This window comes from Ornithinimicrobium carbonis (assembly GCF_977012275.1).
Genome location: NZ_OZ348993.1, coordinates 608,917 through 620,948, shown reverse-complemented (window position 1 = coordinate 620,948; position 12,032 = coordinate 608,917). Strand labels below are relative to the sequence as shown.

Sequence of the window (12,032 nt, the reverse complement as noted above, 5' to 3'; positions counted from 1 at the left end):
CGCCGACCGGAGTCGGGTATTCTCGCTCGGGCTGCGCACGCAGCCGTGCCGCCTTAGCTCAGTCGGCCAGAGCGATTCACTCGTAATGAATAGGTCAAGGGTTCGATTCCCTTAGGCGGCTCCGCAGACAGCAGCACCCCGGGTCCTTCCGACCCGGGGTGCTGCTGCGTCTCAGCCGTGGCGTCAGTTGCCCTGACGGCTCAGCCTCGGCTGCAGGATGAACAGCCCGCGGTCGATGCTGCTGGCCGCGACGACGCCCTTCTGCCCGAAGTAGGCGTAGTTGCTCCACGTCCCGCCCTCGAACGTCGCGTTGTCGTTCTCGGGGTACATGTCGAAGAACGCCACCTCGCTCAGGCCACCGCCCGCCAGGTCACGGGTGTCGTAGACCCGCAGGCCTGAGGTGTAGTTCGAGGCGTAGGCGTACCGACCCTGGGTGTAGATGTTGTGGTCGATCGAGGTGGTGTCGTTCGCGAACGCCTGCACCTCCACGATGTCGTCGAGGTCGCTCACGTCCCACACCCGGGTGGTGGTGTTGATCCCGCGACGCTGTTCGTCGAGCTCGTCACCGTGCAGGAAGAACCGGCGGTCCGGCGTCAGCCACCCCTGGTGGCTGTAGCCGTCGTTCTCGTATCCCTCGCGCGCGATCGAGACCGGGTCGTTCTTGTCGGTGACGTCGACGATCGCGACCCGGTGCAGACCGCCGGCGCCGCTCGTGGTCGCGTTGGAGTTGAAGCAGATCTCCCGGCCGGTGTAGTCGGCGTCGGGCCCGTCGTAGACGATGCACTGGGTGTCATGGATGTAGCCGTGGTCGTCGAAGCACCCGGCGTAGGTCGGGTTCTTCGGCTCGTTGATGTCGACCATGTGCAGGCCGGTGCCGCACACGGGCGGCGGGTCGTTGGCCACGATGCTTCCCGTCGCCGGCAGACCGGCCTTGATGGTGTCACCGTCGGCCTGGCTCACCATCACTGCGGGGATGGTGATGGTGGGATCGCTGCCTCCCATGACGATGGTCCCGGGAGCGGTGTTGGCGACGACCACGGCCGACGCGCCGGCAGCCTGGGCGTTCGCCACCTTCTGGGTGAAGGCGCAGGTGCCGCGGTCGGCGATGGCGATCGCGCCGGCGGGGAAGCCAACCAGCGGACCACAGCCCTCCGCGGTGCCCGTGCCGTCGTCGACGACGGCGAAGGAGCCGGACAGGCCCTCCACCGTCGGGGCCGGTCCGAACCCGGCCCTGTTGGCCAGGTAGTCGCCGGCCGCCGACGACGGCGCGTCGACGGTCACCGTGTTGGGCAGGGGGCTGGAGGAGAACGGTCCGGCACCCACCGAGTAGAGGAAGCCGGTGTCCTCGTTGATGTTGAGGTTGTGCGCGGACCCGTGCCCGGTGTAACGGGCGTCGACGTCGTAGGTGGTGTAGGTGCCGTCCCAGTCGCGAAGCCGCGTGAGGTCGAAGACCTGGATCCCGTGGTTCGTGTGCTCGGACACGACGTAGGCGTGGTCCTGGTAGACCTTGATGTCCCGCCAGGACGAGCCGCCCGCCGTGGAGGCGGTGGGCAGGATGCCGAGCACCTCGGGCCGCTTGGCGTCGCTGATGTCGACGAAGACCGTGCCGTTGGAGGCACCGACGAGGGCGTAGTCCTTCTTGGACTTCGCGTCGGTCCACCCCCAGATGTCGTTGACGAAGGTGGTGCCGAGCTCGTTGTGCGAGACGTGGCTGAGCAGGTCGATGCCGTCGCAGGGGAAGAAGTCCGCCGCCATGCCGTCGACGCAGGGGGCTGAGGTGCCGGGCGCGTTGCCGCGCTCGGAGCCCTTGCCCTTCCCCTTGCCCACGGTGCTCGGCGTGACCCAGTCGCGGTCGTACTTGACCTCCAGACCTTCGTACTTGTAGGGCGAGGTGCTGTTGCCACCCTCGTCCGTGACCTCCGGGTGGTGGGCCAGCGCCGGAGTCATCGAGACCGCGGCCACCAGGACCGCGGACGCAGCAGTCGCTGCGAACCTTCTTCTCATCAGGGGTTCTTCTTTCTCTCGGGCCCCGGGACGCAGACACCTCTCCGTCGAGGGTCGGCAACCGCGCGTCGTTGCGTGGTGGGGGCGATCGGGAGGCTAGCAGCGGGTGTGATCTGTGTCTCCTCCAAATCTGGCCGGAGGCCGCCCCCTCCGCGGTGGTTGTCGGTGGGGACCACCCCCGCGGCGGCGGTTGCCGGCCACGCTCCATACTGGAGCTCCCGGCCCGTCCTCCGGGCCGGGTGGCGGTGGAACCGCCGCCGCCCACGGAGAAAGGACCGCTCATGACGTTCCAGGACGCCGGACCCCACCCCTTCGTCACCGACATCGAGAAGGCCACGCTCGGCAACGACAACTTCCGGGCCACGCTCTGGACCGGGACGAAGCTGCAGCTCACGGTCATGAGCATCCCGGCCGGCGGCGACGTGGGCCTGGAGGTCCACCACGACCACGACCAGTTCCTGCGCGTGGAGTCCGGGCGCGGCCGCGTGCAGATGGGACCGGCGGAGGACGACCTGGGGTTCGACGAGGAGGTCGGTGACGACTGGGTCGTCCTCGTCCCGGCGGGCAGCTGGCACAACATCACCAACATCGGCGAGGAGCCGCTGAAGCTGTACTCCCTCTACGCCCCGCCGGAGCACGAGCACGGGACGGTGCACCCGACGCAGGAGGTCGCCGAGGAGGACGAGGGGCACTGAGCCCGCGCACACCCCCGCCCCCGCCGACGGCAGCGGTGGCGTGACGACCACCACGAGCACGACGACCACGAGGAGCACGACGACCAGGTCGGTACCCGTCGTGGTCGTCGGCGGCGGTCAGGCCGGCCTGGCCACCAGCTACTACCTGCGACGCTCCGGACTCGAGCACGTCGTGCTGGACGACCAGGACCGCCCGGGCGGGGCCTGGCTGCACACCTGGCCCTCCCTGCGCCTCTTCTCCCCGGCCGCCTTCTCCTCCCTGCCCGGCTGGCAGATGCCGGGGTCGGGGGACCAGTACCCCCCGGCCGAGCACGTGGTGGACTACCTCACCCGCTACGAGGAGCGCTACGAGGTCCCCGTGCGCCGAGGGGTCCGGGTGCGGTCGGTCCTCCCGGTCGACGGCGGTCACCGGGTGCTGACCGACCGGGGCGGCTGGGAGGCCGCCACGGTCGTCAGCACGACGGGCACCTGGTCGCGCCCGTTCCTCCCGACACTGCCCGGCCTGGAGGTGTTCGGCGGGGAGCAGCTGCACTCGGCCCAGTACCGGGGACCCGACCGGTTTGCCGGCCGGCGCGTCCTGGTGGTCGGCGGAGGCAACTCCGGGGCCCAGGTCGCCGCCGACCTGCTGGACCACGCGGACGTCACGTGGTGCACCCGGACCCCTCCCCGCTACCTGCCCGACGACGTCGACGGGCGCGAGCTCTTCCGGGTGGCCAGCCTGCGGGTGCGCGGCCTGGGGGAGGGGGTCGGGGGACTGGGTGACGTCGTCGCAGTGCCGCCCGTGCGCCGGGCCAGGGACGCCGGCCTGCTGACGGCGGTCCCCCTGATGGAGCGCCTGACCCCCGACGGCGCCCGCTGGCCGGACGGGTCGACCTGTCCGTTCGACGCGGTGGTCTGGTGCACCGGCTTCCGGCCGGCCCTGGGCCACCTGCGCGGTGCCGGCCTGGGGTGGCGGGGCGGACGTCCGGTGACCGACGGCCCCACCGCCGCAAGCGTGCCAGGGCTGCAGCTGGTCGGCTACGGCGACTGGTGCGGAGCCGCGTCGGCCACCCTCGTCGGCGTGGGGCAGTGGGCCAGGCTGGCCGTGTCCCGGATCACTGCGCCCAGCCCCGCCGGGCGGTGATCACGGGGCCGAAGGGCGAGTCAGTGGGGCGAGGGCATCGGCCAGCGCGCGGTGGACAGCCCCGCGTCCTTGGCCCGCTGCACCGCCTCGTGGTAGCAGCGCTCGGCCTCCTCGCGGCCCGCCCAGTGCGCTCCCTCGACCGACTTGCCGGGCTCGAGGTCCTTGTAGACCTCGAAGAAGTGCTGGATCTCCAGCCGGGTGTGCTCGCTGATGTGCTCCAGCTCGCGGATGTTGCTCTTGCGCGGGTCGTCGGCCGGGACGCAGATGATCTTGTCGTCGCCACCGGCCTCGTCCCGCATGTGGAACATGCCGATCGGGCGCGCCGCGACCAGGCAGCCGGGCCAGGTCGGCTCGTCGAGGAGCACGAGGGCGTCCAGCGGGTCGCCGTCCTCACCGAGGGTCTCCTCGATGTAGCCGTAGTCGGCCGGGTAGCGGGTCGCGGTGAACAGCATGCGGTCCAGCCGGATCCGGCCGGTCGCGTGGTCGACCTCGTACTTGTTGCGGCTGCCCTGCGGGATCTCGATCGTCACGTCGAAGTGCATGTGCGCTGCTCTCTTCTGGTGGGTTCGGCTTAGGCTCTAGGCCCCAGTGTTCCCTATCCCGGGGACCCACGACCACGGAGGGCAGGCAACGGTGCATCGCAGGCAGGTCCGCCCCCGCACCCCGGGGGTCGTCGGGGGCGGGCGCGGGAGGTATGGCGCACGCGCGGCGGGGACCGCGTTCATGCTCGCCGCCGTCCTCGCCGGTGCGCCGGCCCTCGCCGCGCCGGACGCCGCGACCTCGACCGCGGGCCCGACCTCTGAGGCGGAGGCGCCCTCCGATGCGGGCGCCTCGACCGTGGGCCCGACCTCCCCGGAGGCCGACCCGGCCGCGACGACCTCGGCCCCCGAGCCGACGAGCCCGGCCCAGGTGCGGCCGGTGGTGGCCCCGACGGTCCGTCCGCTGGGGCAGGTGGCCGACGGGTCGGTCCCCGGTCCGGCCGGCGTCGAGGAGGCCCTCGAGGACGAGCTGGACAGCCGGTGGCTCGGACCGGCCAACCGCCGCGCCGTCACCGTGCGGGACGCGCTGACCGGGGAGCACCTGCTCGACCGCAACGCCGACCGCCTGCTCACCCCCGCCTCCACCACCAAGATCCTCGCGGCGGCGGCCGTGGTCACCGGCCTCGACGTCGAGCACACCTTCCCGACGCGCGTCGTCCGCGGGACCGGGCCGCAGGAGCTCGTCCTCGTGGCCGGTGGAGACATGCTCCTGGCCCGGGGCGCCGGCGACCCGGACTCGGTCGCCGGTCACGCCGGTCTGGGCGACCTCGCGGACCAGGTGGCCGAAGCCCTCCAGGCCGAGGGGTCGACCGCGCCGGTGCGCCTCCGGGTGGACCTGACCCACGCCGCCGGCCCGTCCGTCCTGGACAGCTGGACCGACTTCTGGGTCGCCGAGGGCTACACCGGCCGCATCGTCCAGCTGGGGCTCGAGGAGGACCGCGCCCTGCCGTTCTTCCCCTCCCCCCGCGACCCGGCCCAGGAGGCCGTGCGGGCGTTCGCGGCCGCCCTCCTCGACCGGGGCGTCCCCCTCGCCGGCGAGGGCGACGCCGTGCTCACCGAGGCCGAGGACCTGGCCGACCTGCCGGACGTCCCCGAGGTGGAGGTGGCGACCGGGGCGGGTGCGGACGCCGCGCCGGAGGACGGCGGGTCGACGCAGGAGGCGGGCCCGGCCGACGACGCCCCCGCCTCCGGGGACACCGCGGCGGGGTCCCCCGAGGAGCTGGCCGTCGTGCGCTCGGCCCCGCTGCGGGACGTGCTGGCCCTGGCCCTGGCGACCAGTGACAACGCGATGGTCGAGCAGCTGTCCCGGCAGGCGGCGGTCGCCGCCGGTCGCGCGCCCGACCGGCAGGACGTCGCCGCGTGGGTGGAGGAGACGCTGGCCCGGACCTACGGGGTCGACCTCACCGGCGTGGAGATCGCCGACACGAGCGGACTGTCGGACGGGACCATCCTCCCGGTCCGCGTGGTGGCCGACCTCCTCGTCGCCGGGGCGGACGGCAGCCATCCCGACCTGCAGGCGGTGCTGGCCGCGGGCGGGCTGCCGATCGCCGGGTACACCGGCACCCTGGCCACCCGCTTCCACCTGCCGGTGCACGGCCCGGCCATCGGCACCGCCCGGGCCAAGACCGGGTCCCTGCCCGGGGTGACGTCGCTGGCCGGGACCGTGGTGACGGCCGACGGCCGGCTGCTCGTCTACGCGCTGGGCGCCGACCGGATCGGCGAGGACGGCGCGGTGCTCGAGGCCCGCTCGGTCCTGGACGAGATCGTGGCCGAGCTGGCCCGCTGCGGCTGCTCCTGAGGGTCGGCCGCGTTCGCGCCGGCCCGCCCCACCGCATACCGTCGGGTCCATGACGACCAGCCCCGACCCGCACGGCGCCTCCCCGACCGACGACGGCTCCTCCCTGCCGGTCGTCGACGCAGACCCGGACGTCGACGCGGACCCGGGCGGCGACCGGCTCTCCGGCAGCGACCTGGTCGACTGGGAGCTCGCCGCCTCGGCGGCCCGCCGGCTGGTCCCGCCCGGCCCCAGGGCGGGGCGGGCCGAGATCGCGCAGCTCGTCGCCGAGCTGCGCTCCGCCGGCGAGCGGGCCGTCGACCCGGTCGCCACCACCGCCCGGCTGCACACGCCCCCGGGCACCCCGCCGGCCCTCGTCGTGGACCGGCCCGGCTGGATCAGCGCCAACGCTGCCTCGATGGGGGCCATGCTGGCGCCGGTGCTCGACGACGTCGTGGCCCGCAAGCGGACGGCCGACCGGGCCCGTGCCCGGGCCCGCGGTAAGGAGCTGGCCGAGGTCGGCCCCACCGCCCAGCGCATCGGGTCCACGATCACCGGCACCGAGGTCGCCGGGATGCTGTCCTGGATCTCGACCAAGGTGCTGGGGCAGTACGACCTCGCCCCCCAGGGCACCCCGCGCCTGATGTTCGTCGCCCCGAACATCCTGGCCGCCGAGCGCGAGCTGGAGGTCGACGCCGGCGACTTCCGGCTGTGGGTGGCGATGCACGAGGAGACGCACCGCGTGCAGTTCACCGCCGTCCCGTGGCTGCGCGGGCACCTCATCGAGCAGGCCCGGTCCGTCGGCGCCCGGATGATGCCCGAGCCGGACCAGCTCTCCCAGCGCCTGGGCGAGATCGTCACCCAGATCCCCGGCGTGCTGCGCGGCGACACCGACATCACCCAGGTCCTGGCCACGCCCGAGCAGCGCGAACGCCTGGCCGAGGTCACCGCCGTGATGTCCCTGCTCGAGGGGCACGCCGACGTGGTCATGGACGAGGTCGGCCCCAGCGTCATCCCCACCGTCGCCACGATCCGGGCCCGCTTCACCGAGCGGCGCAAGGGGGCCGGCGGGGTGGACAAGATCCTGCGCCGGCTGCTGGGGATGGAGGCCAAGATGCGGCAGTACCGCGACGGTGCCGTGTTCGTGCGCGCGGTCATGGACCAGGTCGGCGTGGACGGGTTCAACGCCGTGTGGACCTCGCCGCAGACCCTGCCCCGACCCACCGAGATCGCCGAGCCGCAGGCCTGGGTCGCCCGGGTCCACGGCTGAGAGGACCAGGAGCGCGGAACCGTGCCCGGACCCCACCCCGCGGTCGCCGCCACCCGGGTGGCGGTGCGCCGCACGCTGGGCGGGCTGCCGCCGTCCGGGCCGGTCCTCGTCGCCTGCTCCGGGGGAGCGGACTCCCTGGCGCTGGCCGCGGCCACGGCCTTCGAGGCCCCGCGGGCGGGGGTGTCCGCCGGGGCGGTGGTCGTCGACCACGGACTGCAGGAGGGCTCGGACCGGGTGGCGGCGACGGCGGCCTCCGCCTGCCGCGGCCTGGGTCTGGACCCCGTGGAGGTGGTGCGGGTCGAGGTCGAGGCCCCCGGCGGTCCGGGCACCGGTCCCGAGGGCGCTGCGCGCCGGTCCAGGTATGCCGCGCTGCTGGCGGCGGCGCGCCGGTCGGAGGCGGTCGCGGTGCTCGTCGGGCACACCCGGGACGACCAGGCCGAGCAGGTGCTGCTCGGGCTCGCGCGCGGCTCGGGGGCCCGGTCCCTGGCGGGGATGCCCGCCGGCCGTCCGCTCGGGGACGGTTCCCCCGTGCTCCTGCTGCGGCCGTTCCTGGGCGTCGGCCGTGCGCAGACGGCCCAGGCCTGCGCCGCGGCCGGCCTGGAGCCGTGGACCGACCCGCACAACGAGGACCCGCGGTTCGCCCGGGTGCGGGCCCGGAGGGCGCTCGGTCTGCTGGAGGACGAGCTGGGTCCCGGGCTGGTGGCCGGGCTGGCCAGGTCGGCGGACCTGCTGCGCGACGACGCGGACGCGCTCGAGCGGGTGAGCGCGTCGGCATACCAGGACCTGGGCCCGCCCCCGTGGAAGGTGGGCGCGCTGCAGGCCCTGGCCCCCGCGGTGCGGCGCCGGCTCTGGCGCCGGGTGGCCCTGGCCGAGGGCAGCCCCGGCACCGACCTCACCGGCGAGCACCTGCGCGCCGTCGACGCCCTGCTCACCGACTGGCACGGGCAGGGTCCGGTCCATCTCCCGGGCGGGGTGCGGGCCCGGCGGGAGGGCGGCCTGGTGCACCTGGGTCGCCCGTAGGTGAATGACGCCGTCCGTAGTTGAATGACCACGAGCGCCGGAACGCGATCGACCCCGACACGAAGGAGCAGGCCCGTGGACGCCGAGCACATGGGTGCCGACCTGGAGGACGTGATGTTCACCGAGGAGCAGATCCAGCAGCGGCTGGCCGAGCTCGCGGCGCAGGTGTGGCAGGACTACCGCGACAAGGACGTGCTCCTCGTCGGCGTGCTCAAGGGCGCGGTCATGGTCATGGCCGACTTCGCCCGCGCGCTGCCGGGCTCGGCCGAGATGGACTGGATGGCGGTCAGCAGCTACGGCTCGGGGACCAAGTCCAGCGGCGTGGTGCGCATCCTCAAGGACCTGGACACCGACATCAGCGGCCGGCACGTGCTCATCGTCGAGGACATCATCGACTCGGGCCTGACGCTGAGCTGGATCCGGACCAACCTGGAGTCCCGGCGCCCCGCCTCGGTCGAGATCTGCACGCTGCTGCGCAAGCCGGAGGCGGCCAAGGTCGAGATCGACGTGCGCTACGTCGGCTTCGAGATCCCCAACGCCTTCGTCGTGGGCTACGGGCTGGACTACGCCGAGAAGTACCGCAACCTGCGCGTCATCGGCACCCTCGCGCCGCACGTCTACAGCTGAGCGCCGGACCCGACGACGGGGCCCGGACGGCGGTTCGCGAAGGTCCACCCGGTGGGGCGGGGCCCCCGTCCTCGGGGGTGCGCAGGAGCGCAGCCCCGGCGGCGGGTCGGTCCGCCGGGGGGTGCCCGGGGCGCCGAGCCCCCCGGGTGATGGAACACTGGCCCCCTGCCGCACGTTGTCGGCAGGAGACCCGTGCCGACACCGAACGATCAGGAGGACCGGGGCGAGCGCGTCCTACCCGCGCCGTCCCCGCCGCGACCACATGAGCACCGCCAAGCCGCGCCCCCGTCCCAAGCCCAGTCCCTGGATCTGGATCTTCCTCTTCCTGGGCCTGGGCATCCTGTGGTTCTCGCTGCTCTCCCCGAGCGCGTACACCCGCATCGACACCGTGGACGCCCTCGAGCTGATCCAGGACGACAAGGTCGCCGAGGCCGTCGTCACGCCGGACCGGGTCGACCTCACCCTCAAGGAGGGGGAGACCTTCTCCAGCCCGGACGTGCGCGAGACCGGCCAGGTGCAGGCCTACTACGTTGAGGCGCGCGGCGAGCAGATCATCACGGCCCTGGACGAGAACCCGCCCAGCGAGACCTGGACCGACGACCCGGCGCGGCCGAACGTCTTCGTCTCGATGCTGGTGAACTTCCTGCCCCTGCTGCTCATCCTGGGTCTGTTCCTGTGGCTGATGACCCGCATGCAGGGCGGGGGTCGCGGGGTGATGCAGTTCGGCAAGTCCAAGGCCAAGCTGGCCACCAAGGACATGCCGAAGGTCACCTTCGCCGACGTGGCCGGCGCGGACGAGGCCGTCGAGGAGCTGGAGGAGATCAAGGAGTTCCTCTCCGAGCCCCGCAAGTTCCTCGAGGTCGGCGCGAAGATCCCCAAGGGCGTCCTGCTCTACGGTCCTCCCGGCACCGGAAAGACCCTGCTGGCGCGGGCGGTCGCCGGTGAGGCGGGCGTGCCGTTCTACTCGATCAGCGGCTCGGACTTCGTCGAGATGTTCGTCGGGGTCGGTGCCTCCCGCGTCCGGGACCTCTTCGAGCAGGCCAAGGAGAACGCGCCCGCGATCATCTTCGTCGACGAGATCGACGCCGTCGGCCGCCACCGCGGCGCCGGCATGGGCGGCGGCCACGACGAGCGCGAGCAGACGCTGAACCAGCTCCTCGTGGAGATGGACGGCTTCGACGTCAAGACCAACGTCATCCTCATCGCGGCCACCAACCGTCCCGACATCCTCGACCCGGCGCTGCTGCGCCCGGGCCGCTTCGACCGCCAGATCGCCGTCGAGGCCCCCGACATGCTGGGCCGGCTGCACATCCTGCAGGTGCACGGCAAGGGCAAGCCGCTCGCGGACGTGGACCTCATGGCCATCGCCCGGCGGACCCCGGGCTTCTCCGGCGCCGACCTGGCCAACGTGCTCAACGAGGCCGCGCTGCTCGCGGCGCGCAAGAACGAGAAGGTCATCCACGACCCCGACCTCGACGAGGCGATCGACCGGGTGATGGCCGGCCCGCAGAAGCGCACGCGGGTGATGAGCGCCAAGGAGAAGAAGATCACCGCCTACCACGAGGGCGGGCACGCCCTGGTGGCGGCGGCGATGAACCACACCGACCCGGTCAGCAAGGTGACGATCCTGCCGCGCGGGCGGGCCCTGGGCTACACGATGGTGCTGCCGGCCGACGACAAGTACTCCACGACCCGCAACGAGCTGCTCGACCAGCTCGCCTACGCCCTCGGCGGCCGGGTCGCCGAGGAGCTGGTCTTCCACGACCCCACGACCGGGGCCGCCAACGACATCGAGAAGGCCACCGGCCTGGCCCGCAAGATGGTCACCCAGTTCGGGATGAGCGAGCGCGTCGGGGCGGTCAAGCTCGGCTCCGCCGGGGGCGAGGTCTTCCTCGGCCGCGACATGGGCCACGAGCGGGACTACTCCGAGGACCTGGCCGGGGTCGTCGACCAGGAGGTCCGCCGGCTCATCGAGGCCGCCCACGACGAGGCGTGGCACGCGCTCAACGACAACCGGGACATCCTCGACGCGCTCGTGCTGGAGCTGCTGGAGAAGGAGACCCTGAACGCCGCCGCGATCGCCGAGATCTTCACGGACCTGCGCAAGCGCCCGGTGCGGCCCGTGTGGCTCTCCTCCGACAGCCGGCACGTGCACACCGAAGGACCGGTGCTCACGGACGCGGAGAAGCGCTCGATGGCCAACGGTCAGGGGCCGGCCGCTCCGGACGGTCAGGAGCGTCCCCCGCACAAGGTCGTCGAGGTCCCGGAGGGCGGGTATGTCGACCCCGGGCACCCGTGACCCGCAGCAGCCGACGCCGGCGGGGGACCCGCCCGTCCTGAGGGACGACGGCGACGCGCCCGGCGGCCCGGTCGTCCAGGAGGTCGACCACGAGCGGATCGCGGCGGCCGTGCGCGAGATCCTCCTCGCCGTCGGGGAGGACCCCGACCGCGACGGCCTGCGGGACACCCCGGCGCGGGTCGCCCGGTCCTACGCCGAGGTCTTCTCCGGGCTGCGGCAGGACGCCGCCGACGTCCTGGGGACCCGCTTCGACGTGGAGCACGAGGAGATGATCATCGTGCGCGACATCGCGCTCTACAGCGTCTGCGAGCACCACCTGGTCCCCTTCCACGGCGTCGCCCACATCGGCTACGTCCCGGGCCGGGACGGACGGGTCGTGGGGCTGTCCAAGCTGGCCCGCCTCGTCGACGTCTTCGCCCGTCGGCCCCAGGTGCAGGAGCGGCTGACCACCCAGATCGCCGAGGCGCTCGTCGACCACCTCGACCCGGGCGGGGTGATGGTCGTCGTGGAGGCCGAGCACCTGTGCATGTCCATGCGCGGCGTGCGGCGGCCCGGGGCCCGGACGACGACGTCGGCGGTCCGCGGCATGCTGCGCGACCCGGCCACGAGGGCCGAGGCGATGAGCCTGATGACCGGTCGGAGCACGTGACCGTGGTGCCCACCGTCGCCGACCTGGTCCGA

General features: G+C 73.2%; 10 protein-coding genes and 1 tRNA gene. 9 read left to right on the top strand and 2 right to left on the bottom strand.

Annotation, left to right across the window (positions count from 1 at the left end; genetic code table 11):
- The first annotated feature begins 47 nt into the window (after window positions 1-47).
- Window positions 48-121: transfer RNA gene (locus tag ACWHYA_RS02910), tRNA-Thr, on the top strand.
- 62 nt (window positions 122-183) lie between these two features.
- Here the strand turns inward: ACWHYA_RS02910 and ACWHYA_RS02905 are convergent.
- Window positions 184-2,004, bottom strand: a complete 1,821-nt coding sequence (locus ACWHYA_RS02905; RefSeq protein WP_425939075.1) for a choice-of-anchor B family protein — start codon at window positions 2,002-2,004, stop codon at window positions 184-186.
- A gap of 281 nt (window positions 2,005-2,285) precedes the next feature.
- Between ACWHYA_RS02905 and ACWHYA_RS02900 the strand changes: the two genes are divergently transcribed.
- Both ACWHYA_RS02900 and ACWHYA_RS02895 read left to right on the top strand, forming a co-directional pair.
- Window positions 2,286-2,699 (top strand): cupin domain-containing protein, encoded by a 414-nt coding sequence (locus tag ACWHYA_RS02900; protein WP_425939076.1) that lies wholly within the window; start codon window positions 2,286-2,288, stop codon window positions 2,697-2,699.
- A 40-nt stretch (window positions 2,700-2,739) separates the two neighbouring features.
- Entirely contained in the window at window positions 2,740-3,822 is a 1,083-nt protein-coding gene (locus ACWHYA_RS02895; RefSeq protein ID WP_425939078.1) for an ArsO family NAD(P)H-dependent flavin-containing monooxygenase, read from the top strand.
- A gap of 20 nt (window positions 3,823-3,842) precedes the next feature.
- On the opposite strand, the gene ACWHYA_RS02890 is transcribed toward ACWHYA_RS02895, so the two are convergent.
- Window positions 3,843-4,364, bottom strand: a complete 522-nt coding sequence (locus tag ACWHYA_RS02890) for an inorganic diphosphatase (protein ID WP_425939080.1) — start codon at window positions 4,362-4,364, stop codon at window positions 3,843-3,845.
- A 91-nt stretch (window positions 4,365-4,455) separates the two neighbouring features.
- On the opposite strand from ACWHYA_RS02890, the gene ACWHYA_RS02885 reads away from it, so the two are divergent.
- From ACWHYA_RS02885 to folE, 6 genes are all read left to right on the top strand, one after another.
- Window positions 4,456-6,159 (top strand): D-alanyl-D-alanine carboxypeptidase/D-alanyl-D-alanine-endopeptidase, encoded by a 1,704-nt coding sequence (locus ACWHYA_RS02885; RefSeq protein WP_425939082.1) that lies wholly within the window; start codon window positions 4,456-4,458, stop codon window positions 6,157-6,159.
- A gap of 49 nt (window positions 6,160-6,208) precedes the next feature.
- Window positions 6,209-7,405 carry a zinc-dependent metalloprotease gene (locus ACWHYA_RS02880; protein WP_425939084.1) on the top strand — a complete coding sequence of 399 codons (1,197 nt, stop codon included), beginning with the start codon at window positions 6,209-6,211 and terminating at the stop codon, window positions 7,403-7,405.
- Between the two features lie 21 nt (window positions 7,406-7,426).
- Window positions 7,427-8,425: a tRNA lysidine(34) synthetase TilS gene (tilS, locus tag ACWHYA_RS02875; protein ID WP_425939086.1), complete on the top strand. Its 999-nt coding sequence runs from the start codon at window positions 7,427-7,429 to the stop codon at window positions 8,423-8,425.
- A gap of 75 nt (window positions 8,426-8,500) precedes the next feature.
- Window positions 8,501-9,052: a hypoxanthine phosphoribosyltransferase gene (gene hpt / locus ACWHYA_RS02870; protein WP_425939087.1), complete on the top strand. Its 552-nt coding sequence runs from the start codon at window positions 8,501-8,503 to the stop codon at window positions 9,050-9,052.
- 262 nt (window positions 9,053-9,314) lie between these two features.
- Window positions 9,315-11,351: an ATP-dependent zinc metalloprotease FtsH gene (ftsH, locus tag ACWHYA_RS02865; protein WP_425939089.1), complete on the top strand. Its 2,037-nt coding sequence runs from the start codon at window positions 9,315-9,317 to the stop codon at window positions 11,349-11,351.
- Window positions 11,329-12,000: a GTP cyclohydrolase I FolE gene (gene folE, locus ACWHYA_RS02860; protein WP_425939091.1), complete on the top strand. Its 672-nt coding sequence runs from the start codon at window positions 11,329-11,331 to the stop codon at window positions 11,998-12,000. Before ftsH ends, folE begins: the two co-directional genes overlap by 23 nt.
- Window positions 12,001-12,032 lie beyond the last annotated feature (32 nt).